Annotated in this window: 21 protein-coding genes and 1 tRNA gene; 17 read left to right on the forward strand and 5 right to left on the reverse strand. The window is 66.0% G+C overall.

The features are described 5' to 3' along the window. Positions 1-20 precede the first annotated feature (20 nt). Positions 21-92 (forward strand) — tRNA-Asn (locus tag ACFQQD_RS11465). A 175-nt stretch (positions 93-267) separates the two neighbouring features. Next, positions 268-1,581 (forward strand): histidinol dehydrogenase, encoded by a 1,314-nt coding sequence (gene hisD, locus ACFQQD_RS11470; RefSeq protein WP_378089402.1) that lies wholly within the window; start codon positions 268-270, stop codon positions 1,579-1,581. A gap of 18 nt (positions 1,582-1,599) precedes the next feature. Here hisD and ACFQQD_RS11475 read toward each other — a convergent pair whose 3' ends face one another. Next, complete coding sequence (locus ACFQQD_RS11475) at positions 1,600-2,502, reverse strand: LysR family transcriptional regulator (RefSeq protein ID WP_378089404.1); 903 nt, start codon at positions 2,500-2,502, stop codon at positions 1,600-1,602. A gap of 120 nt (positions 2,503-2,622) precedes the next feature. On the opposite strand from ACFQQD_RS11475, the gene ACFQQD_RS11480 reads away from it, so the two are divergent. From ACFQQD_RS11480 to ACFQQD_RS11495, 4 genes are all read left to right on the forward strand, one after another. After that, positions 2,623-4,059: an APC family permease gene (locus tag ACFQQD_RS11480; protein WP_378089406.1), complete on the forward strand. Its 1,437-nt coding sequence runs from the start codon at positions 2,623-2,625 to the stop codon at positions 4,057-4,059. A 197-nt stretch (positions 4,060-4,256) separates the two neighbouring features. Continuing rightward, positions 4,257-5,369: an NDMA-dependent alcohol dehydrogenase gene (locus ACFQQD_RS11485; RefSeq protein ID WP_378089408.1), complete on the forward strand. Its 1,113-nt coding sequence runs from the start codon at positions 4,257-4,259 to the stop codon at positions 5,367-5,369. Between the two features lie 56 nt (positions 5,370-5,425). Next, on the forward strand, positions 5,426-6,874 hold the full coding sequence (locus tag ACFQQD_RS11490; protein WP_378089410.1) for an aldehyde dehydrogenase family protein: 1,449 nt from the start codon (positions 5,426-5,428) through the stop codon (positions 6,872-6,874). A gap of 123 nt (positions 6,875-6,997) precedes the next feature. Further along, positions 6,998-7,834, forward strand: a complete 837-nt coding sequence (locus tag ACFQQD_RS11495) for a formate/nitrite transporter family protein (protein WP_378089412.1) — start codon at positions 6,998-7,000, stop codon at positions 7,832-7,834. Between the two features lie 42 nt (positions 7,835-7,876). Here ACFQQD_RS11495 and ACFQQD_RS11500 read toward each other — a convergent pair whose 3' ends face one another. Further along, positions 7,877-9,058: an FAD-dependent oxidoreductase gene (locus ACFQQD_RS11500; RefSeq protein WP_378089414.1), complete on the reverse strand. Its 1,182-nt coding sequence runs from the start codon at positions 9,056-9,058 to the stop codon at positions 7,877-7,879. Between the two features lie 47 nt (positions 9,059-9,105). Next, entirely contained in the window at positions 9,106-10,995 is a 1,890-nt protein-coding gene (gene dnaG, locus ACFQQD_RS11505) for a DNA primase (RefSeq protein ID WP_378089416.1), read from the reverse strand. Between the two features lie 84 nt (positions 10,996-11,079). On the opposite strand from dnaG, the gene ACFQQD_RS11510 reads away from it, so the two are divergent. Next, complete coding sequence (locus ACFQQD_RS11510; protein ID WP_378089418.1) at positions 11,080-11,895, forward strand: NAD-dependent deacylase; 816 nt, start codon at positions 11,080-11,082, stop codon at positions 11,893-11,895. Positions 11,896-11,908: 13 nt separating this feature from the next. Here the strand turns inward: ACFQQD_RS11510 and ACFQQD_RS11515 are convergent, their stop codons facing one another. Both ACFQQD_RS11515 and ACFQQD_RS11520 read right to left on the reverse strand, forming a co-directional pair. Continuing rightward, complete coding sequence (locus ACFQQD_RS11515; protein ID WP_378089420.1) at positions 11,909-12,535, reverse strand: carboxymuconolactone decarboxylase family protein; 627 nt, start codon at positions 12,533-12,535, stop codon at positions 11,909-11,911. Next, positions 12,536-13,909, reverse strand: a complete 1,374-nt coding sequence (locus ACFQQD_RS11520; protein WP_378089423.1) for an aminomethyl transferase family protein — start codon at positions 13,907-13,909, stop codon at positions 12,536-12,538. A gap of 101 nt (positions 13,910-14,010) precedes the next feature. On the opposite strand from ACFQQD_RS11520, the gene ACFQQD_RS11525 reads away from it, so the two are divergent. The 10 genes from ACFQQD_RS11525 to ACFQQD_RS11570 all read left to right on the forward strand — a co-directional run bounded on the left by ACFQQD_RS11525 (position 14,011) and on the right by ACFQQD_RS11570 (position 23,682). Further along, complete coding sequence (locus ACFQQD_RS11525; RefSeq protein WP_378089425.1) at positions 14,011-14,946, forward strand: LysR substrate-binding domain-containing protein; 936 nt, start codon at positions 14,011-14,013, stop codon at positions 14,944-14,946. A 79-nt stretch (positions 14,947-15,025) separates the two neighbouring features. After that, entirely contained in the window at positions 15,026-16,003 is a 978-nt protein-coding gene (locus ACFQQD_RS11530) for a helix-turn-helix domain-containing protein (RefSeq protein ID WP_378089428.1), read from the forward strand. A 108-nt stretch (positions 16,004-16,111) separates the two neighbouring features. Beyond that, positions 16,112-16,537, forward strand: a complete 426-nt coding sequence (locus ACFQQD_RS11535; RefSeq protein WP_378089430.1) for a carboxymuconolactone decarboxylase family protein — start codon at positions 16,112-16,114, stop codon at positions 16,535-16,537. 67 nt (positions 16,538-16,604) lie between these two features. Then, complete coding sequence (locus tag ACFQQD_RS11540) at positions 16,605-17,486, forward strand: NAD(P)-dependent oxidoreductase (protein WP_378089432.1); 882 nt, start codon at positions 16,605-16,607, stop codon at positions 17,484-17,486. Continuing rightward, positions 17,483-18,055, forward strand: a complete 573-nt coding sequence (locus ACFQQD_RS11545; protein ID WP_378089435.1) for a TRAP transporter small permease — start codon at positions 17,483-17,485, stop codon at positions 18,053-18,055. The genes ACFQQD_RS11540 and ACFQQD_RS11545 overlap by 4 nt, the downstream gene beginning before the upstream one ends. 11 nt (positions 18,056-18,066) lie before the next feature. Further along, a complete protein-coding gene (locus ACFQQD_RS11550; protein WP_378089437.1) occupies positions 18,067-19,428 on the forward strand; it encodes a TRAP transporter large permease in 1,362 nt (453 codons plus the stop codon). Between the two features lie 164 nt (positions 19,429-19,592). Next, the gene (locus ACFQQD_RS11555; RefSeq protein WP_378089439.1) at positions 19,593-20,738 is read left to right on the forward strand and encodes a TRAP transporter substrate-binding protein; all 1,146 of its coding nucleotides are present in this window, start codon (positions 19,593-19,595) and stop codon (positions 20,736-20,738) included. Between the two features lie 20 nt (positions 20,739-20,758). Next, complete coding sequence (locus ACFQQD_RS11560) at positions 20,759-22,186, forward strand: aldehyde dehydrogenase family protein (RefSeq protein ID WP_378089442.1); 1,428 nt, start codon at positions 20,759-20,761, stop codon at positions 22,184-22,186. Positions 22,187-22,258: 72 nt separating this feature from the next. Then, on the forward strand, positions 22,259-23,188 hold the full coding sequence (locus tag ACFQQD_RS11565) for a fumarylacetoacetate hydrolase family protein (RefSeq protein ID WP_378089444.1): 930 nt from the start codon (positions 22,259-22,261) through the stop codon (positions 23,186-23,188). Continuing rightward, positions 23,185-23,682, forward strand: a complete 498-nt coding sequence (locus ACFQQD_RS11570) for a nuclear transport factor 2 family protein (RefSeq protein ID WP_378089446.1) — start codon at positions 23,185-23,187, stop codon at positions 23,680-23,682. Before ACFQQD_RS11565 ends, ACFQQD_RS11570 begins: the two co-directional genes overlap by 4 nt. The last annotated feature ends 1 nt before the right edge of the window (position 23,683 follow it).

Consider the following 23,683-nt stretch of genomic DNA (forward strand, 5'->3'; position numbering starts at 1 on the left):
TAGAAGCCGCTGTTACGCAGTCCCCCGTAGCTCAATGGCAGAGCATTCGACTGTTAATCGAAGGGTTACTGGTTCGAGTCCAGTCGGGGGAGCTTCTTTGACCCCTCGTCCCGCATCGCGGGGCGGGGGCATTTCTTTCTCGCTATTGCAACGCTCATCTCATGGGTCTTCGCAACCGACCGCGCACCAATCCATAGGCTACGCCTATGTGCTTGAGAGGTATGTACCGGGTTGTCCTGTAGTACAGCCCTCATTACTGTCAGCACCATGCGATTCACACCTCGGGTCCTCACCCAACACGACGGCCAGTTCCGCTTCCTCAAGGCACCTAGCGACTCCCCCGCCGCTCAGCATGACCCCCGGGTAGCTGAGACGGTCAGTCGCATGCTCAGCGACATCGAACGACGCGGGTTGGACGCTGTGCGTCAGTACTCCCGGGATCTGGATGGTTTTGACGGGGAGTTCGTTCTGGACCCGGAAGACATCGCGCGCAGCGGTTCACGCCTTCCCGCCGAGCTGGCGCAAGCCATTGAACTGGGCTCGGAGCGAACCCGGGCGTTCGCGGCCGAAACACGGCGCCACCTCCAGGACTTCGAGGTCGAGACCGCCCCCGGCATCACGTGCGGCGTTCGATACGTGCCCTTGAGGCAGGTGGGCGCGTATCTGCCCGCCGGGCGATTCCCGCTCACCGCCAGCGCCTTCATGTCGGTCGGCGTCGCCAAGGAGGCCGGCGTCGATCTGGTCACGGCAGCAACGCCGCCGCAGCCCAACGGCCGCGCCAACGATGCGGTGCTCTACGCCGCACACCTGTCCGGCGCCGACCGGATCTTCCTCCTCGGCGGGGTGCAGGCCCTGGCCACCATGGCCTTCGGACTGCTCGACGAGCTGCCGGCGGACATGATCGTCGGCGCTGGCAACGCCTTCGTCGCTGAGGCCAAGCGCCAGCTCTTCGGCCGGGTTGCGATTGACCTGCCGGCAGGTCCCTCCGAGGTCGCCATCATCGCCGACGAGACCGCCGATCCCGAGATCGTGGCCGCCGATCTCCTGGGTCAGGCCGAACATGGCCCCACCTCACCGGCCGCTCTCATCACGACCTCCGAGGCTTTGGGCCGCGCCGTGGCCGCCGCCGTCGAGGTTCAACTCGAGACCTTGTCGACCGCGGAGATCGCCGGGCCGGCGTGGCGGAACTACGGTTCCATCACTGTGGCCGACACCCCGGAGGTCGCTGCGACACTGATGGATGACCTGGCGCCCGAACACCTGGAAATCATCACCGCGGACGACGCCTGGTACCACGACCGGTTGCGCAACTACGGGTCCATCTTCCTCGGCCCCTGGAGCACGGTCGCCTACTCGGACAAGGGCATGGCCGGCACCAATCACACTCTGCCGACGGCTGGCGGCGCCAAGCATTCCGCCGGACTCTCAGCGTCTCGTTTCCTGAAGCCGCTGACCTTCCAGAAGGTCGAACGGGATGCAACGGTGCAGGCCGCCGAAGCCGTGCAGGTCATTTCGGACTCCGAGGGCATGGAGGCTCACAGTCGGACCGCGACCTACCGGTTGGACCGTTTCCGCGGCTGACCGTCGAGCGGCGAACTCCTATGCGGTTTGCGAACCGGCCACGAGACGACGGGTCAGATCCATGATCTCCCTCGTTGCCAAGGAGACCGGGGCGTCATCACGACTGATCAGAGCCAAGGTCTCCGTCAGCGGCTCCCGGAACGGGAAGACCTGGACGTTCTCCGGGATCCGACCCGCCCGAACCAAGGAACCACTCACGATCGTGGCACCGGTCCCCGCGGAGACGAGGGTGAGGGCGGAGTCGGCCTGCTCCACCTCGATGATCGGTTCCAAACGCATGCCCTCCCCCTGGGCACGGTCCAACAACTGCCTACGGGTCGGGTCGTTCCACCCGCTGTGCGCGTCGTACAGCACCATGCCGGCCTCCACCAGGTCCTCCAATTCGGCTCGCCCCTGGGACGGCCGGGGACCGGCGGTGGCGAAGAACACCTCGTCGGTGAGCAGCGGCTCGTACCGCAACCCTTCGAACGGCACCGGCAGAATGACGAGCCCGGCTTCGGCCTCCCCCTCGTTGACGGACTGGGCCACGGCGTACGAGTTGAGGCCGACCATCCGGATCCGCACCCCGGGATGCAGGGCATGAAACTCCTGGACGAGATTCGCGAGCCCGTAGAAGTTCGCATTTCGCGAGACACCGAAGGTGGCCACTCCCGTCTCCAGGGACGTGATGGACCGCATGGCGGAGACGGCGTCTTCAGCAGCACGGAGGGTACGGCGGGCGTGGACGGCCAGTTCGTCAGCCGCCGACGTCGGCACCAGTCGCCGAGAAGCGCGGACAAACAGCGGCGCACCGATCTCCGACTCAAGCCGAACGATGAGTTCCGAGATCGAGGCCTGCGACACGTCCAGTTCATCGGCAGCTGCCGTGAACGTCCCCTTATCCAAGGCCGCGAGGAAAGCACGTAGCTGTGTCAGCGTCATAGGGTAACCCTATCAATTTCACGCGTTGATGTCGGGTTGTTCTATGGCGGTGGCCGTTCTATCGTGACTCTGACCACATGACCGACGTACTCCTTCCCGAAGATTGGATGGCCCGGAGCCATGACACAGACCCCCAGTCCGACGCTTGAGGCCCCGCGCCTGAAGAAGGCGCTCAGCTCTGTCGACGCCTACGCCATGGGATTCGGCGCCATGATCGGCTTCGGCTGGGTGGTGCTGACCGGTTCGTGGCTCGAGGGCGCCGGCACCCTGGGGGCCGTGGTGGCCCTCGTCATCGGCGGATTCATCATGGCCGTCGTCGGGCTGGTCTACGGCGAGATGACGGCCGCCATGCCCCGCTCCGGGGGCGAACATCACTACCTCATGCGAGGCATGGGAGCCCGATGGTCCTTTGTCGGCTCATGGGGCATCACCGGCGGGTACATCACCATCATCGCTTTCGAGGCGGTGGCCCTGCCGCGGACCTTGGAGTACATCTGGCCGGACATCGGACAGGTTCACCTCTGGAGCATCTTCGAGTCCGAGGTCACCCTGACCTGGGCCCTGATCGGCACCATCGGCGCCATCATCATCACTGTCGTCAACTACATCGGCATCAAGACCGCGGGCATCGTCCAGACGTTCGTCGTTCTCTTCTTGCTGGTCGTCGGCGTACTCCTGATCTTCGGCTCCTCCACGAGCGGCACGGTCTCCAACATGGAGCCGTTCTTCACCGATGCGGCCGGCATCTTCACCGTGTTGATCGTCGTCCCCTTCCTATTCGTGGGCTTCGACGTGGTCCCCCAGACGGCCGAGGAACTGCGCATGAGCCCGAATCGAATCGGCCGGCTCATCGTGATCTCCGTGCTCATCGCCACCGCCTGGTACGTCGTCACCGCTGTGACCACCGCCTCTTCCATGCCGGTGGACGCACTCCTGAACTCCGATCTCGCGACGGCGGACGCCATGGGCGCGCTCTTCGACAGCCAACTGATGGCCAACGTCCTCATCGCAGGCGGTGTCGCAGGCATCCTCACCTCGTGGATCGCGATGCTGGTCGGTGCCTCCAGACTCATGCAGGCCATGGGTCAGTCAGGCATGCTGCCCCGGTGGTTCGGCAAGATCCATCCCCGCTTCCACACCCCGTCCAACGCGATCCTGTTCATCGGTGTGTTGTCAGCCGCCGCCCCCTTCCTCGGCGAGGGAGCCATCGGCTGGCTGGTCGACTCGGGATCACCGAGCATCGTCATCTCCTACTTCCTGGTCTGCGTCGTGTTTCTCCTCCTGCGTCGTCGCGAGCCGGATATGGAGCGGCCCTTCGTGGCCGGCAAGGGCCGGATGGGCATGGCCGTCGGCATCGCCGGGGTCGTCCTGACCCTCGCCCTGATCTCGCTGTACATCCCCGGCATGCCGGCGTCGATCCACCCGGTCTCCTACATGCTCTTCGGAGCATGGTGGCTGCTCGGAATGTTCTTCCTGTTCCGCATCCCGCGAGGAGTGCGCGGAGGGCTGCACGCCGAAGAAGACCTGCTCCGAGCGCTCGAGGTGCGGAACCGGTAGAGGCGGAAATCCCTGTGCGTTGACCGAGCCTCCTTTCGTGCCACGGAAGTGACTCACCTCTCAGTGCCCGCCGTCCCATACCGTCGCGATCACGGTTGCAGATCCGGTGATGGTGAAGCGTAGACGACGGACCCGCGGCCGTTCGATGAAGATCACTTCGATCGGTCGACGTGGTTCGGCCGTGGCAGGGAGGCTCCGTGAAGACGCAAGCAGCAGTGCTGTGGGATTACGGCCAGGACTGGAAGATCGAGGAACTCGAACTCGACGATCCACGCAACGATGAAGTGCTCGTTCGCCTCGCGGCGTCGGGGCTGTGCCACTCGGACGAGCATGTGCGCGTCGGCGACATGCCCTTTGACGCCCTACCGGTGATCGGCGGCCATGAGGGCGCCGGCGTCGTGGAGAAGGTCGGTCCGCTGGTGACCGATGTCAAAGAGGGCGACCACGTCGTCCTGAGCTTCGTCCCGGCGTGCGGGCGCTGCGAATACTGCGCCAAGGGATACCAGAGCCTATGCGACCAAGGCGCCGGGATCGCCGTCGGGCTGCAGGGGGACGGTACGTCGCGCCACCACGTCGGCGGACGGGACGCGCGGCTGATGTGCATGCTCGGCACCTTTTCGCCGTACACCGTCGTCCGAGAATCCTCCGTGGTCACGATCGACCAGGACATCCCGCTGGACAAGGCCGCGTTGGTGGGCTGCGCCGTTACCACCGGCTGGGGCACCGCCATCAACGCGGCGAAGGTCAGTGCCGGAGAGACGGTCGCGGTGATGGGCGTGGGCGGCGTCGGCGCCAACGCCGTGCAGGGAGCCAAGATGGCCGGTGCGAGCCGCGTCGTCGCGATCGATCCCTCCGAGTTCAATCGTGACCAGGCTCGGCGCTTCGGAGCCACCCACACCTACGCGAGCGTTGACGAGGCGCGCGAAGCACTCACCGACCTCACGCGCGGCAAGATGGCCGACGCGGCCCTCATCACCGTCGGCGTGGTGCACGGCGAGATGATCGGCGAAGCCCTCTCGCTCGTCGGAAAGCTGGGCCGGGTCGCTCTGACCTCCCTCGGTTCCGACACCGAGGACGACGTGAAGATGTCCATGTTCGAGGTCACCGCCTATCGCAAGACCATCATCGGCACCTTGTTCGGCAACGCGAACCCACGGTCCGACATCCCCAAACTGCTCGAGTTCTACTCGCGCGGTGAGCTGTTGATCGACGAACTGATCACCCGCACCTACTCCCTGGATCAGATCAACCAGGGCTATGACGACATGCGCGAGCACCGCAATGTGCGCGGCATGATTCTCTTCGACTGAACCACAGACCCACCAGACCCGACAGACCACAAGACCACACTGTTCAAGGAGAACGCATGACGACACAGGGACAACTCTTCATCGGCGGCGAGTGGACCAACGGTTCCGGCTCCGAGACCTTCGACACCGTGGACCCCTCGAATGGCTCCGTCATCGGCACCGCGATCGAGGCGACCTCGGCCGACGTCGACGCCGCCGTGGAGGCCGCTCAGCGAGCTTTCCACGATGACGCCTGGCGGGGCATGTCTGCCTCGGACCGCGGCAAGCTGCTGTGGCGCCTGGCGGACCTGCTGGAGGCGAACGCCAGTGAGCTCGGCGAGCTCGAGAGCCGCGACCAGGGCCAGGGTGTCGGCTTCGCCACCGGCAGCATGGCCGGTGCGGCGGATCAGTTGCGCTACTTCGCGGGCTGGACCACGAAGATCACCGGCACGGTGAGCCCGGTGTCCATTCCGGGGATGCTGCACTACACCCGCCGTGAGCCGGTCGGTGTGTGCGCGTTGATCACGCCGTGGAACTTCCCGCTGACCATCGCCGTGTGGAAACTCGCCCCGGCGTTGGCCACCGGCAACACCGTCATCATCAAGCCCGCCGAGCAGACTCCGCTCACTACGCTGCGCTTCGCCGAGCTCTGCACGGAGGCCGGTGTCCCGGCCGGTGTGGTCAACGTGCTGACGGGCGGTCCAGAGGTGGGCAAGGCACTGGTGAATCACCGCGGTGTGGACAAGGTCTCCTTCACCGGTTCCACCGAGGTCGGCCGGGAGATCGTCCGGGGCTCGGCGAGCAACCTGAAGCGCGTCTCCCTCGAACTGGGCGGCAAGGCGCCGAGCATCATCACCCAGGAGGCCGATCTCGATTCGGCCGTGGCCGGCAGCATGTTCGGTGGGCTGTTCAACAGTGGCCAGGCCTGCGCGGCGTACAGCCGGTTCTACGTCCACAGCAGCCGTGAGGCCGAGTTCACCGAGAAGCTGGCCGCCGCCATGTCCGAGGTGAAGATGGGCCCCGGCAGTGACCCGGACAGCCAGCTGACACCCCTCGTCTCAGCGGAGCACCAGAAGCACGTGGAGGACTACATCAGCTCCGGCCGCGAAGAAGGGGCGGAGGTGGTGCTGGGCGGCGAGCGCCCCGGTGGCGAATACGCGTCCGGCTTCTACGTTCCGCCAACACTGTTCACCGGAGTCAAGCACGATATGCGGATCGCCCGTGAGGAGATCTTCGGGCCGGTGCTTCCGGTGATCACCTATGACGATCCGGATGAACTCGTGGCGCTGGCCAATGACACCGATTACGGCCTGGTCGCCTGTGTCTGGACGAAGGATGTGGCAGCCGGACACCGGCTGGCCCACGCCATCCGCGCCGGTGAGGTCTACGTCAACGCTCCGCCACTGCTGGACCCAGCCGCACCGTGGGGCGGTTTCAAGTCGAGCGGCTGGGGCCGTGAGATGACCGGCGAGGCGCTGGACTCCTACACGGAGACCAAGGGGGTGTGGGTCAGCCTGGGCGAGTAATCACCCAGAACGGCCACACCGGACACGGGGTGCGCCGGGTGCAGCGACAGCTCACCCGGCGCACCCTTTCTGTGCTCTCCTCTACACTGAGCCACCAACGGAACCGGCGCGGGAGGGGCGGCCATGAGCGAGGAACGACGGCGGGAACTCGGCGACAACGACTTCCCCATCGAACAGCACCTGCAGGAAGCGTTCGAGAGCACCATGGAGGAGGGGGCCGAACGGCTCCAGCGGACGTTCCGTGCCGTGGTGATCACCGGACTGTTCGGTGGCATGGAGATCGGCCTCGGCGTGATGGCCTACCTCGGTGTACTCCACGAGACGGACAGTCATCTGCTGGCTGGACTGGCCTTCAGCATCGGCCTGATCGCCGTGCTGCTGGCCCACAGCGAGCTGTTCACCGAGGACTTCCACATGCCGCTGATGGGGCTGGTCACCCGGCAGGCCAGCATCTGGCAACTGGGCAAGCTCTGGGCTGGAACCCTCGTCAGCAACCTGGTCGGCGCGTGGATCTTCATGTGGCTGGTGACCCAGGCCTTCCCCGAATGGCATGCCCTCCTCGAGGAGTCGGCACGGCATTTCGTCGACGCCCCGTTCTCTCTGCAGACAGTCTGCCTGGCCATCCTCGGCGGCAGCACCATGACGTTGATGACCCGGATGCAGAAGGGCACGACGTCGGAGATCGTCCAGGTGGTCGCGGCCGTCGGCGGCGGGTTCCTGCTGGCAGGCCTCCAGCTCTTCCACTCGATCCTGGACTCGCTGCTGGTCTTCGGCGCGATGTTGTCCGGTGCGGATATCCCCGTGCAGCAGTGGTTGGGCTGGTTCGCCTACACCCTGGTGTTCAACATGGTGGGCGGGATTCTCCTGGTGACGGCGCTGCGGATCGTGCGGACCAAGGAACTGGTGATGCACTGGCGGCGCAAGTCCCCGGAACACCCGGACGCGCCCCACGGCGGGTGAGGTGCGAAGTCCCCTGAGGCCTCCGCATCGTTCTGCAGTCTCTTAGGCCGGTGCCTTCCAGGAGAGGGTCGACGCGCCGGCCGCGGCGGCCGGGCCGGCGGGGACGCTCTTCATGGCGAGGTTGCGAACCGCAACCGCCCACCTTCCGCGGAGATCCGCTCCCAGCCGTCCGGTCAGTTCTGAACGGCGCGCGATCTGTTGGGTACGCGGGCGACGAGTAGCGTCAAAATGCTCCAGCGCGGCAGCCACAGGCGTGCCGGCATTCACCGATCGGGCCATCTCACCGATGCAGACGCCATCCTCAAGGGATGAGTTCGCGCCCTGCCCCATCGTGGGAACCATGGCGTGCGCCGCATCGCCGATCAGGACCGTGCGGCCGTAGACATACGCCTTCAACGGCGGCGCCAGAGCGTGCACGTCGTGCCGCATCAGGCGTTCGGCCGGGGTGCGCCTGATGAGAGAGGGCACCGGTTCTGCCCAGGTGCAGAAGTGTTCGACCGCCGCCGCCTTCTCATCGCGCCACCGCATATCCGCCGGCGAGTGGATGTAGCCGTACCAATACACCTGGCTGTCGCTGATCCGCACGGCACCGAACTCTGCGCCTCGTCCCCATCGGACGATGAAGTCCTCCGAAATCAGCGAATCATCGTTGACGATGCCCCGCCAGGACGACTTGCCGGTGTATCGAGGTGATGAGGCCGGTGCCAGCTGGGTACGCACGCCACTGCGCAATCCGTCAGCAGCCACGAGAAGGTCTGCTCGGAACTCCTCAGTGCCGCGCCTCGACATGCTCTGCACCACTGCTGGGCGACCGTCCGTGGTCCCCGGGTCAACGGAAACCACGCGCGCTCCCGAAACAAGGCGCGCGTCGCCGGCAGCCTCGAGAAGTATGCGATGAAGCTCCTGCCGGTGGATCCCGACAACTTCCTGCGAGGAATCCGGTTCGGTGCTGCGCGGGATGCGCATGAGCCAGTTCCCACTCTCGTCCATGGTTCCGGCCACGTGTATCCGATAACCGGCATCTCGCACGACGCTCTCGAGACCGAGCGAGGCCAGCGCAGACAGACCATTGGCGGTGATAGCCAGGCCTGCTCCTACTTCCCCGAACTCTGCTGCCTGTTCCACCACGGTCACGGTCCAGCCTCGATGGAGTAAGGAGGCCGCAGCGGTCAGACCGGCGATACCTCCGCCCACGATGACCGCTGACGTATGGAGCTCGCTCATGCATGTTCCTCTCATAGCGGGGAATGCTCGTGGTGGTCAGACGTCGTTCAGTCCCGCGCCCGGAGCGCCCGCCGCCTCTTCTCGAGTTCCAGCAGCTGCCGGTTCAGGGATTCGAACTGTGCGGGATCACCCTCGGGGCCCAGGCGCTGCAGGCGTCCCATCAGGTCGGCTTTCTGGTGAGTGATCTGCAGTTCGAACAGGCGGTTCATGATGTCCCGGCTGTAGCGGATCAGATCTTCTTCCGTGCGGGCGGGCAACGGCGTCACCGCCAGTTCGCTGACCAGTGATCCGAGCTCCGCGGGAACCTCCTGGCGCACCTGCTCCACCCACTGAGAGGGGGTCGCACCGGCCATCCCCGCCGCACGGATTCCGGAGTGCACCACGGAATACGCCGGAACCTTGAACTCAGCCGCATAGAAGGCCTGCCATTGCTCGGCGGAGAGCAGGGTGGGCTGCTGCAGCACCACCTCGAGGGCCTCCTTCTCCATGCGGGCGGCCGGATCCCTCGCGTCCGGGCGCTGGTAGCCGGACTCGGCGGCGTCTGTGCCGCGGCCGCCGTCGGGACGAGCTTGGCGGGTGGTATTCCCCGGGCGCGACGACGGCGAGGCTCCCGCGCGCTGCGCCTCCTGCACCGCTCGGTGCACGGTGCCGGGATCCATGCCGAGCCAGCCGGACAGCTCCCGTTCATAGCCCGGGCGGACGACCGGGTCCTTGATGCCGGCCACAATCGGGGCGGCGTGACGCAGGGCTCCGGTACGGCCCTCGACCGTGTCCAGGTTGTAGTTCTTCAGGCCCACCTTGATGGCGAACTCGAACAGTGGCCGCCGCGCGTCGATCAGCGCCATCACGGCTTCCGGGCCCCGCTCCTGGCGCAGGTCACAGGGGTCCATGCCGCTGGGTTCCACGGAGACGTACGTCTTGGCCAGGAACTTGCTGTCCTCTTCGAAGGCGCGCAGGGCGGCCCTCTGACCGGCCTCGTCACCGTCGAAGGTGAAGATGATCTCCCCGCCCGTGCCGTCGTCGGAGATCAGCCGGCGGGCGATCTTCACGTGGTCGGAGCCGAAAGCGGTGCCGCAGGTCGCCACCGCCGTGTCCACGCCGGAGAGGTGCGCCGCCATCACGTCCGTGTACCCCTCCACCACCACCAGTTGGCGCTTTTTGGCGATGTTCCTCTTGGCGACGTCGATGCCGTAGAGCACCTGGGACTTCTTGTAGAGCTGCGTCTCCGGGGTGTTGAGGTACTTCGGTCCGGGATCGTCCTCAAAGAGCTTGCGGGCGCCGAAACCAATGGTGGCCCCGGTCATGTCCCGGATCGGCCAGACCAGCCGGCCCCGGAAGCGATCGTAGATGCCCCGCTGCCCCTCGGAGAACAGACCGGTGAGCTTGAGCTCGTCCTCGCGGAAGCCCTTGCGCTGCAGGTGCTTGAGCAGGTTGTCCCAGCCCTGGGGGGCGTAACCGACACCGAACTGGCGGGCATGCTCGGCGGTGAAGCCGCGACCGGAGAGGAACTGCTGACCCGTGGCGGCACCTCGGGTGCCGAGCTGTTCGCGGAAGTACTCATCGGCGATCTTGTTCGCCTCGAGCAGTCGCTGGCGGCGGCCGACCTGCTCCTGGTCCGGGCCGGTGCCGCCGTCCTCATAGTGCAGCTCGATGTTGGCCTTGGCGGCGAGTCGCTCGACCGTCTCGGCGAAGGTGGTGTGCTCCATCTTCATCAGGAAGGCGATGACGTCCCCGGACTCGCCACACCCGAAGCAGTGGTAGCTGCCGACGGACGGACGGACGTGGAAGGACGGGCTGCGTTCATCATGGAAGGGGCAGAGTCCCTTGTAGGAGCCGACGCCGGCGCTGCGCAGCGTGACGAAGCTGTCCACGATCTCTTTGAGGTCCGAGCGTTCACGGACAAGATCGATGTCCTCGCGCTTGATCAGACCCGCCATACCGACAGTCTAGGCGGCGGGGCTGATCACCGCGGCGCTGGTCCACAGCGGCGCCGGTCCACTGCATTGCCTACAGTGGACGCCATGACGGACGACGACGTACCCGGCCTGGCGGAAGCCGCCGAATTGGCCCGCCGCGCCCGGCGGGTGGTGGTGCTGTCCGGCGCCGGCATGAGCGCCGAGTCCGGTGTGCCGACCTTCCGCGAGGCTCAGACAGGTTTGTGGGAGCGATTCAGTTCCGAGGAGTTGGCCACCGAGGAGGCCTGGCTCGAGAACCCCGCGCTCGTCTGGTCCTGGTATCAGTGGCGTGCCCGCCTAGTGCGCGGCTGCTCACCGAATGCCGGCCACCGCGCCATCGCCACGTGGCAACGGCGCTTGGCCCAGCAGCCCGACGGCGGCGCGGCCGGCTCGCTCGTCATCGCCACCCAGAACGTGGACGACCTGCATGAACGTGCTGGCGCCGAGGTGAAGGCCCACCTGCACGGTTCCCTGTTCGACTATCACTGCGCGGAGTGCGGAACACCGGCTGAGCACGACCCCAGCGAGGATGACCCGCACGAGCAAGAGCCGGCGGACGGCCCGCCGCTGTGCACCGTCTGTGGGACCGGACGGATACGACCGGGCGTGGTCTTGTTCGGCGAGATGTTGCCGGAGGAGGCCTTCGCGCAGACCTCCGCGGCACTGGAGCACTGCGATCTCGCCGTCGTGGTCGGGACCTCCGCCCTCGTCCAGCCGGCCGCCACCCTGCCGTATGTCGCGCTGGGCGCCGGCGCCGCCGTCGTCGAGGTCAATCCAGAGGTGACCGAGTTCTCCACTGCCGCGACCGTCCACGTCGCCGGGAACGCCGGAACGGTGCTGCCTGCTCTGGTGGACGCGCCGAACCGGTCTTCGTCGGTCTAGTCGGGGAGTCGGTCTAGTCGGGAAAGTCGGTCTGGTCGGAGAAGACCGCGGTGGCGGACTCCGGGACCGGCGGATCGAACACGCGCAGCGCTGTGGCCAGCATGGTGTAGTAGCCGTGCAGCCAAACCAGCTCGGCCACGGCGGACTGGCCCAGCTGGGACACCGCGTCGGCAAAGGTCTCGTCAGCCAGAGTCCCCGTGCGCGCCAGCGACTGGAGCAGGCGTTCGACACGGCCCAGGTGCGGGTCTCCGGACCGCCTCCCTGCCAGCAAGGACTCGACATCCCCGGGCGAGAGACCGTGCTGCCGCCCGGCGCGGACATGCGCGATCCATTCGAAACCGCTGCGCTGCTCGGCAGCCACCACCAGGATCGCGAACTCGCGGGTCCGCGGGTCCAGTGTCCCGCGGAACCGCAGCGCCTCCCCCAGACGCTGCACCGCATCGCCCACGCCAGGGCTCAGCACCATGGGACCGAACGGGCCGATCAGGCGTCCGTCATGATCGACGATCGGCGTCACCGCCGCCGCACTGGCCCGGCTGCCGCCGGTGATCGACTCGTAGACCGCACGTGAGTCGGAGTCCAACTCGGCGGGCAGCTGCGGAATGAACCGTTCGGTCACCATGGTCCTGTCAGCCGTCAATCAGTCCTGGCGGTAGGCGGTCCTGGCCTGTTCGGTCAGCGGAGCCGGCTGCACCGTCACGCGGATGGAAACCTGCTCGTGGTCCTCCACCTGGACTTTGGACGAGGGCGTGTCCTCACCCCAGACCACCGTCAACTCAGTTCCGGGCTCGGCCAGGTCGGCGTCGATGACGGCCAGCGAGAGCATGGACTGCTCATTGGCCGAATAGCCGGTCCATGTTGACACCCCGACGGTGCGCCCGTCCTGCTCGACCCGGTCGAAGTGGAACGTGTCGTAGAGCGACATCGGCAGGTTGATGAACTTCGCCTTCGGGCCGGGCTTGAAGATCGACCCGAAGGCCTCAGCGGTGTCGTCGCCGTTCCAGACGAGGGTCACCTTCTTGCGCCGACCCGTCTCGCCGTTCTGCTCCATCTTCTGCAACGCGTCCTTGCCGATGAAGTCATGGTCGAACTTCACGATCCGCCCGTAGTCGAGCTCGTACGGCGTGACGTAGTAGTCCTCGATGTTCTCGGAGTGGAACGAGCCGCCCAGCGGCGCCGTCGTCTCGTACGCCCGGTCGGTGAGCCACTCGCGGTACCCGCGGAGCTCCTCGCCGGAGTAGATGGCCGGCAGGGGCCGGGGAAGCCAACCGGACTCCAGGGCATTGGTGTGGTAGGCCCGGCCACCGACCTGAGTCAGGCCGAACTGCTGGCCGGCCTCCAACAGTGCGGAGTGCACTGCTTCCTGGTCTTCCCAGGGTCCCCACATCTCCAACCCCGGCTCCCCGGCCATGCCGTGCCGCAGGGCTCGCACCTCCTTGCCCGCGATCGTCAGGCGGGTCATATGGAAGAACTTTAGCTTGGGCGGCTCCTGGCCGGACGCTGCGGTGATGACGTCCATGGCTCCGGGGCCCTGGATCTGGTAGCGGTACAACACCGGATCGCCCTGGCGGTAGAGGGAGTTATCATCGCGCCAGATCTCCACGTCGTAGCCGCCGGTTTCGACGTGGTAGTGCAGCCAGTTGATCGACGGCGGGATGCCGACGGCCTGGTACTCGTCCTCCTCGAGGTGGAACAGGATGTTGTCCCCGATCACGTGACCGGACGGACCGACGGCCACGTACTGTTTGGCCACGTCCACGGGAAAGTTCTCGACCGAGTTCACGGCGGTGTCCCGGATCAGCTTCAGGGCGTCGGGGCCTTTGATATTGAGATCGGCCATGTGGTGGGACTGGTCGAACAACACGGCGGTGCGGCGCCACGCCAGCTGCTCGTCACGCCAGTTGGAGAACTCCTGCACCACCCGGGGCACGACGGCGGGCGGAGTCTGTGACTCCCACAGCAACTCCACCGGGTTCCCGGCTTCGGCGATGGCTTCTTCCAAGTTCTTGGCCATGATTCTCCTCGTTCTCTTGGATTCGATATGGTCGAGCTTGGCCGCAGGCGACTGTGATGTAAAACATATTTTCACGACGATGCAGGCAAGGAGAACTGAGGATGGCCCCGGTTCCGTTCACACTGCGACAGCTCGAGTACTTCGACGCCATCGCCACCGAGGGCTCCTTGAGCGCGGCATCGCACCGATCGCATGTCAGCGCTTCGGCTCTGGCCCTGGCCGTCGACGAGCTCGAACGGAACCTGCAACTCCAGCTGTTCATTCGCCGTAAGGGACGAGGCGTGACCCTGACCTCGGCCGGCTTGCGACTGCTGTCCGTCGCCCGCCGGGTGCTGGCCGAGGCGGAGAGCCTGGCCGGAGACGCGGTCTCCACCAAGGGTTCACTCACCGGGTCTTTCGGCATCGGCTGCTTCTCCACCCTCGGACCGTTCTTCCTGCCGGCGGTGCTGGAGAACTTCAGCACCATGCACCCCGGACTGGATCTGAGCGTCCACGAGTCGAGCGCTCCGGAGCTCACCGACCTCTTACTCCACGGGCGCCTCGAGGCGGCGCTGATGTACGAGGTGGACGTCTCGCCACAGTTGACCTCGGCACCGGTGGGACACATCAGACCGCACATCATCATCAGCGCCGACCATCGACTGGCCGCCGCCAGACGGGTCAGCCTGTCCGAACTCATCGAGGAACCACTCATCGTCCTGGACGTTCAGCCGACGAAGCAGAACACCAACCACCTCTTCGATCGGTTGCACCTCTCCCCCACCGTGGCCCACACCGTCGGCAGTTATGAGTTGGCCCGGTGCCTGGTCGGTCGCGGACTGGGATGGGCCGTGATGTTCCAGCGCCCCAGGACCACGCGGAGCTATGACGGCCGGGAGCTCGTCGAACTGGAGATCGCCGATGACGTGCCGGACACCACCGTCTGTCTGACGCGGACCACCGGCTCACCGCGGACGGCGAAGTTCGACGCACTCGTTGACTACCTGGTTCAGCTTCCACGAGGCACAGAAGTGGACAGCGCCAGCGACCTCCCGTAGATCCTCTGTAGTATGACCTAGATCACACGGACGGATGCTGCAGTTCGCAGCATGTCCCTTGAGGGGAGGATCCATGGTCGTGGAAGCAGTACTCCACAATGAAGATCTGACCGCCAACCAGGCACAGTCGCTCGACGAATGGCGGCAGATCGCCGGCAACAGATTCGTGCCGCTCCACGTCACCGCCCCCAACGCTTCGACCTTCAAAGCCACCATGCGGTGTCGCGTCATCGAGGGGATCACCATCAGTGAGATCGTGGCCGATGCCCACAGCGTGCATCGCGAACCGCGCCTGATCTCGCCGGCGGATGCCAACCACGTCAAATTGACTCTGCTCGTCGAGGGTAAGGGCGAAGTCTCTCAAGATGGCAGATCGACGCAGTTCCACGCCGGCGACATCGTGCTGCATGACACTGCTCGGCCGTACACGCTCGACTTCACCGGTGCCGTGAGCTGCCTCGTCCTCGCCTTCCCTCAGCACGTCTTCGAAGTCCCCTCACGACTGATCCAGCGCATCACCGCCCGGCGACTCCCCGGCGACGACGGCATCGGCAGCATCATCTCCCCGTTCATCCAGCACATGGCCGCCAACCTCGATCTGCTCCAAGGGGTGAACGGCGAACGCATTCTCCGCTCCGCTCTGGACCTGTTGACCACACTGGCGTACTCGGAGATCGTCAGTACGGAACGTTCCGCCGAGCAGATGCGGCTCGAGGAACTCCACGCGGTGAAGCTGTACATCGAGGATCACTTGGACGACCCCGAGCTCGGGGCCCGGAAGGTCGCCCACGAGCATCACGTCTCGGTGCGCTACCTGCAGTACATGTTCCACAACGAAGGCACCACGGTGAGCTCGTTCATCCGGAGCCGGCGGTTGGCGCACTGCCGCCGCGACTTGCTGGATCCGGCTCAGTCGACGTTGTCGGTCTCTCACATCGGACAGCGCTGGGGCTTTCTGGACGCCAGCCACTTCAGCAAAGTGTTCAAGGCGGAATTCGGAGTGTCTCCCCGGTCCTTCCGAGAGCGTCAAAGCTCATCGGTGCGCCAGTTGACCTGACGTGCACGCCAGGTCCATCGAGGTGCGCCGACTGACAAGAACTGAGCGCTTTCGCGGCGGTAGCTTCAAAGCGTCAGCACGAACAGTTCCGGTCAGGACGGAGACAGCATGGTCATTCGAGACGCGCAACACGACGTGGGTCTGGAGCAGCGGCGAAAGATGTTCGGCATCGAAGGCGCGGAAGACCAGGTGCACCACACCACGGACCTCAATGACAAGCTGCAGGACTTCGTGACCCGATACTGCTTCGGGGACATTTGGCAGCGCGAGGGGCTGTCCATCCCCGACCGCAGCAAGATCACGATCGCCATGCTCATCGCCCAGGGCAACGAGCAGGAGCTACGAGTGCATCTGCGCGGCGCGTTGGCCAACGGCCTGACTCCTCTACAGCTGCGCGAGATCGCCGTGCATGCCGTGCTCTACTGCGGCATCCCGGCCTCGAATGAAGGACTCCGCGCCCTCGCGGAGGTTCTGGAGGAGAAAGGCCTCCCGTTCGAGATGGACGGGGAAGCACAACGGACGCCCCGGCTGTAATCCCGGCCGGCGGCTTATCAGGCGCCACGTGGCGCACCACATCATGTAGTCATCCTGGAGGATCTCCATGCACGACGTCGTCGGGTTCATCGGATTGGGCACCATGGGCCATCCCATGGTCACGAACATCGCCCGCCACGGATACGACCCGGTGGTCTACGACGCCGCCCCCGGCCGGGCGGCGGAGGTGGCCGCCGAGATCAACGGTCACGCCGCCGAAACGCTGGACGGTCTGGCCGAGTGCACCGTTGTGGTGACGATGCTGCCCACCAGTGCGATCGTCCGGTCGGTGCTGCTCCACCCGGACGGCGCGTTGGCGATTCCGCTGCGCGCCGGTTCCGTGGTGATCGACATGAGCTCATCGGATCCCCGCGAGACCGTGGAGACGGGGGCGCTGCTCTCCGAGCACGGGGTCACTCTCGTGGACGCGCCCGTCTCCGGCGCGAGGGAACGAGCGGTGCAGGGCACGCTGTCCATCATGCTGGGCGCCGACGACGACGAGGCGGCCAGCCGAGCGATGCCGGTGCTGGAGACGATGAGCCGGCAGGTCTACCGCACGGGCAAACTCGGCACCGGTGACGCCATGAAGGCGTTGAACAATTTCGTGGCGGGCGCAGCCTTCGTGGCCTCGTGTGAGGCTCTGCTGGCGGGTGAACGGTTCGGGCTGGACCGTCAGCTCATGGTCGACATCCTGAACGACTCCACGGGCCAGACCTTCTCCAGCTCTCACGTGCTCGGACCGCACGTGGTCGAAGGGCAGTTCGCCAGCGGATTCGCCCTCCCCCTCCTGACCAAAGACGTGTTGATCGCCCAAGGCCTCGAAGCCTCCACCGGCGTCGACGCCATCGTCTGTGAGGCCACCGCCTCAGCCCTGAGCCAGGCGCTCGAGTCACTGGGCAATGTCGACCATTCTCAGGCTTATACCTACTGGGAGGCGAAGGGATCATGATCGAGACCGCCGTGATCGCGGTGAGCCGCGTCTTCGGCATTCTGGCCTCCCTGGCCGTCGTCGTGGTCATGTTGGCCATCGCGCTCGACGTGGTGACCCGGTGGATCACCGGTGCCAGTCTGCCGTCGATGGTGGAGATCTCGGAGTCCGCGCTGGTCGTCTCCATCTTCCTGGGACTGCCCTGGGCCGCCGTGACCGGCGCGCATGTCTCCGTCTCGCTGCTGACGGACCGATTGGGTCAGCGTGCCGGCCGAGTGGTGGCGACCATCGCGTGGACGCTGTGCTCCCTGACAGCCGCGTGGTTCACCTGGACAACCTGCAGCCGAGCCCTGGCCTCCACCGGACTCAATGAGGTCCGCATGGGACTAGTCCAGTGGCCCCTGTGGCCGTTGCGCTGGGTCATCGCCGTGGGCTTCCTGGTCCTCACCTTGGCGTGTGTGGTCAATCTCCTGCGCATCAACACCGGTCGCCGGCCCTTCGGCGCGGACGGTGACGTCACTGATGACGACAACGGCGACGACAACGGCGACGACAACCGTGGGGCGCCGCTACCGGCGCCCGGAATCTGAGAACGGACATCATGCAGATCTGGCACGTCGTTGTCCTCACGCTTGCCCTGATGATCGCCCTGCTCGCGATCCGGGTGCCCGTGGGATTCAGTCTCGGGCTCTCCGGCGGAATCGGGCTGGTCCTGCTGCAGGGCACCGACTATGCGAGCAACACCCTCGGCTCAGTCCCGTTCGCCAATACGGCGACGTTCACCCTGACGATCATCCCGATGTTCATCCTCATGGGCATGCTCGCCGTCAGGGCCAACATCGCGGACAACGTCTTCACCGTGGCCAACCACTTCGTCCGCCGGGCTCCCGGCGGTCTCGGAGTCGCCACAGTCATGGCCTGTGCCGGATTCGCCGCTGTCTCCGGCTCCAGCATCGGCACGGCTGCCACCATGGCCAAGCTCTCCGTCAACCAGATGCGCGGCAACGGTTATCCGGCACATCTCGCAGCCGGCATCGTCGCGGTGGCGGGCACCCTCGGCGTGATGATCCCGCCGAGCACGTTCCTGGTGCTCTACGCGGTACTGGCCGAGGAGTCGGTGGCCCAGATGCTCGCCGCCGGGATCGTGCCCGGACTGCTCTCTGCGGCCGGATACATCACCTACATCATGGTCGTCGCCCACCGACAGGTCCCTCGAGGCCAACCGACCGACCTCTCGGCCAGCATCGATGGAGCCCGCACGGAACTGGCCGCGAAGAGAACCAGCAGCACGGTCCGCTCACTGCCGTGGCGCGGGATACTGCACATCGGCATCCTCTTCACCGTCGTGCTCGGGGGCATGTACTCCGGGCTGTTCACCTCCACCGAATCCGCCGCCATCGGTGCACTGGCCGCCCTGGTCATTCTGATGGTCGAGAACCGCAGACTCGGCTGGGCGGGGATCTGGAAACACTTCCGGCAGTCCCTGCTGGACACGGCGGAGTCCACGTCCATGGTGTTCTTCGTGGTGGTGGGATCAGCGGTCCTCTCAACCTTCTTCGTGGCTGCGGGCGTCACCCAGGCCATCGCCGAGTGGGCCGGCAATCTTCCGCTCCCACCGATGGTCGTCCTGGGAATCCTGCTGATCTGTCTCATCCCGCTGGGCATGTTCCTGGAGTCGATGTCCATCCTGATCATCACCGTGCCCCTGCTGTATCCCATCGCCACGGATTTCGGTTTCAGCGGTGTCTGGCTCGGCATCATGATCGTGAAGTTCATCGAGATGGGCATGGTCACCCCGCCTGTGGGAATCCTCGCCTTCGTGGTCTCCGGCGCCACCGGTGTGAAACCGGAGCAGGTTTTCCGCGGAGTCACCCCCCTCGTGGGGATCGATCTGATCACCTCGACCATTCTCTTCCTGTTCCCAGCGATCACCTTGTTCCTGCCCTCGCTGGTGGTCTCATAGCCGGCTGCTCAACCGCCGGTGCACATCCGGACAAGAAGCGTTCACCGAGCGACTAACGTGCCCGTCCCAGGCGGCGCACAGTGGAGACACGACACTCAGACACACCCAGACGCATCCAGACACACACCGAATGGCCCCCCATCCCCCTGGAGAGGACACCCATCATGAACATCGCACCTTCCCGTTGGCTGGCGGCCGTCGCCCTGGCCGGCGCCGCGTCTCTCGCCCTGTTGTCCGGATGTTCCGATGGAGTGGTCCAGGACGACGGCGGCGGTAACAGTTCGGCGGACGCAGAACCGGAGGTGACGCTGACACTGGTCACCTCGGCCATCGAGGGGACTCCGAACCAGGCGTTTCAGAACCGGTACCTCGACATGATCGAGGAGAAGAGCGATGGCCGGATCGCTGTCGAGCGGACCGAGGCGTACTCGCTCTGCAACGCCCAGGAGATCGCCGACTGCGTGCGAGACGGACGCGCAGACATCGGCGTGACCATCCCGGACTACACTCCGCAGTACTTCCCCACCACGAGCTTGGTCAGCATTCCCTTCATCGGCAACGACTGGCAGGCCATCACCAAGACACTCCACGACCTGCACGTGGAGAATCCCGATGCCAAGGCCATCATGGATCGCAACGGCCTGCACCACATCGCCACCTGGCCCGTTGGCAAGCTGCTCATCGGCAGCCCGGAGGAAGTGGACGGGCCGGAAGACCTCAAGGGTCTGTCCCTGCGCGTGTCCGGCCCCCTGGGCCAGCAGCTCTTCGAGGGGGCCGGGACGAATATCGTCGCCCTGCCGGCCAATGAGGCCTACGAGAGCGTGGAACGCGGCGTGGTCGACGGCGTCGCCGCCGGTATGGACTTCCCGGTCAATTACGGGCTGAGTGAGATCCTGCCGTACTGGACGGATCCCGGGCTGGGCGAGTACTCGTCCTTCGGGATGTGGCTCAACAAAGACGTGTACGACCAGATGCCGGACGACCTGAAGGCGGTCGTCGACGAGGCCGCTGCCGAGATCTCCGACGGCGAGGGGGCCACGGTGTTCAAGGAACAGGCCGAGGCTCAGTGTCCCGAGATGCTGGACTCACCCACGGTCGAGAAGCTGGATTCCTGGGACGAGTCCGTCACCGCCGAATGGCGTGAGGAGCAGGAATCCTCCCTGCTGGACGGATGGGTCGAATTGTCCACCAGCCAGGGCCTGGAGAACGCCGAGGGCGTGCTGGAGGACTACCAAGCCGGCCTCGAGGCCAACAAGTCGGACTTCGAAGACGCCACGGCGGCCTGCGTCGCCACCTACGAGAACCAATGATTCCCACGATGGAGACGACCATGTCACTCGAGACGACCAACGCCCTGCTGGACGCTGTTTTGGCCCCGGCCGCATCACAGCCCACCGCACGGCCTGTGCCGGATGCGGCCACCGACGAGATCATCGGTTATGCGCCCCAGCACAGCGTCGACGATCTCAACGCTGCGGTGGAGGCGGCTCGGTCCGCCCAGCCCGGGTGGGCCAGCTTGGGCCACCAGGAGCGCTCCCGGCTATTGCGCCTGGCCGCCGACGAGGTCGACGCGCACGCCGGTGAACTGGCGAACATCATCTCCCGCGAACAGGGCAAACCGCTCAATGGGGCCGGCTCCCGGTTCGAGGCCGCGGGTTGCGCCGTCTGGCTTCGCAGCGCGGCCGATGCCGTCGTCGAGCCTGAGGTGGTGTTCGAAGGTCCGGAGGGCCAGCGCAGCGAGATCTACTACGACCCCTTGGGCGTGGTGGGTGCGATCAGCCCGTGGAACTGGCCGGCGCTGATCGCCATTTGGCAGATCGCGCCCTCCCTGCGGATGGGCAACACCGTGGTGGCCAAGCCCAGCGAGTACACCCCGTTGAGTGTGCTCGCCGTGGTGGAGCTGATGAATCGGCATCTGCCCCAGGATGTTCTCACGGCCGTGTCCTCCGGTGATCGTGAGGTCGGTGCGGCCCTCGCGGCGCACCCCGATGTGGACAAGGTGATGTTCACGGGCTCGACGGCCACCGGCCGGAAGATCATCGAGAGCTCGGCGCACAACCTCGCCCGGTTGACCTTGGAACTCGGCGGAAACGACCCGGGCATCATCCTGCCGGGCACGGACATCGAGCCGCTGGCCGAGGGCTTGTTCTGGGGCGCGTTCATCAACACCGGACAGACCTGCGCGGCGATGAAACGCCTGTACGTCCACGAGTCCCAGTACGAGGAGGCCGTCCAGGCCTTGGCCACCGTCGCCTCGTCCTTGCCGATGGGCGCCGGCGTCGAGGAGTCCACGGCGCTGGGCCCGCTGTCCACGGACGGCCAGTTCCGCATCGTCAGCGATCTCGTGGACGATGCCCGCCAGCGCGGGGCGCGCATCGTCACGGGTGGCTCGCCGGAGCCCGCACTCGGACCGCGATTCTTCCAGGCCACGATCGTCGCCGATATCGACGACGACGCCCCGCTGGTCACCGAGGAGCAGTTCGGACCGGTGCTGCCGGTGGTGCCCTACCGCACCGTGGACGAGGCCGTGGACATGGCCAACCGCCTGGATGCCGGGCTCGGCGCCTCGGTCTGGGGCGAGCGCGAGGAGGCGCTGGAGGTGGCCGGGCGAATCCGCTCCGGCACGGTCTGGATCAACCAGCACGGCACACTCAACCCCGAGGTGCCGTTCGGTGGCACCAAGGCCTCCGGCTACGGCCTGGAATTCGGTCTGCACGGGCTCAAGGCGGTGGCCAGCCCCAAGGTGGTCACCGTGTGACCGGCGGTCGACCGGAAGAGCCGGAAGGGTCAGAAGAGTCAGAAGAGTCACAGGGCAGTAAGGAATCATGCGATGCATTTAGGCACCATCCAGCTCGACGACGGCACGACGGCCGTGGTGGTGCGCTCCAGCGAGTCCGAGGCGGCCGTGATCCCCGGCTACCGGGATCTTGACGACCTGCTGGAGCGCCATGTCAACGGGTCGTCGTGGAGGGGTGAGGCCGAGTCCGCCCTGCACGACGGGCAGCGAGTGTCACTGCACGAGGTCTCCTGGTTGCCTCCCGTGCGACGGCCTCGGAAGATCCTGGGCGTGGCGCTCAACAACAGCGCCAATCCGGACCGGATCATCAGTGGCCCCGAATCCCCGGCGATGTTCGTCAAGCCGTCCTCCTCGCTGGTGGGGTGCGGCCAGCCCATCCGACTGCGCCCGGAGATGGGGCGGGTCCACCCCGAACCGGAGCTAGCCGTCGTCGTCGGCCGTGAAGGTGCCGACATTCCCGCGTCCTCGGCGCTGGAGCACGTCTTCGGCTACACCGTCTTCAATGACCTCACCTCCCCCACCATGCGCGGCGAGGACACCTTCCACTACCGCGCCATTCACCCCGATCCGGACGCCGCCGACGGGATTCGCTACGTGGAGAGTTGGGTGAGCTACCCGGCCCGGTACAAGGGCTCAGACACGTTCGGACCGATGGGCCCCTGGGTGGTGGACGCCGGTGAGGTGCCGGATCCCCATGATCTGCGCATCACGTGCACGCACGATGACCGGCTCGTCACGGACGACAACACGATGAATCTCCGCTTCAGCGTGGCCGAGGTGGTGTCCTACGCTTCCTCCTACATGAGCCTTGAACCAGGGGACGTGATCGCGATGGGCACGGCCCTGAAGAAGTCGGCTCGGGGCGGCGCCGTACAGAACGTGGACCTGAACCGGCTCCGCGGCCGGATCGACGTCTCCATCGACGGGATCGGCACGTTGTGGAATCCGGTGGAGGCCCGATGACGGCCGAGGACCTCCCAGTTCCCCCTCCCGCCCCGGTGTCCGCCGAGACCCGCGCGGCCATCGCCGACCTGGATTCCCGCTGGGCCTGGGCCGTGGACCGCCATCAGTACGAGGCCCTGCGAGAGATCCTGGCCCCTGACGTCACGTACTCCGGACACCACGGCGAGCTCCGTGGCGCGGAAACGGTGATCGCCTCCTATCGTGCCCGCACCGGCACCCGGACCACCCGCCATGGCCTGGGCAACCAGGTCCTGGGCCAGGTGGACGAGACCACCGTCCGCGGCATCAGCACCTGGCACAATTTTGCGAGCAATGACCCCTCGCCCGGCGTTCCGCAGGTGTACCTGATCGCGGACTTCGCCGACACCTACGTGCGGCTGGAGAGCGGCTGGCGCCTGGGCGAACGCGTGATCCGCGGGGTCTTCCGCGACCCTCGATTAGCCCCGGACGCTGTCCCGGGCCCGATGATGAACGGTGGCGATCTTCGTGGCTGAC

Source organism: Citricoccus sp. GCM10030269 (genome assembly GCF_042665635.1).
Lineage (GTDB): Bacteria > Actinomycetota > Actinomycetes > Actinomycetales > Micrococcaceae > Citricoccus.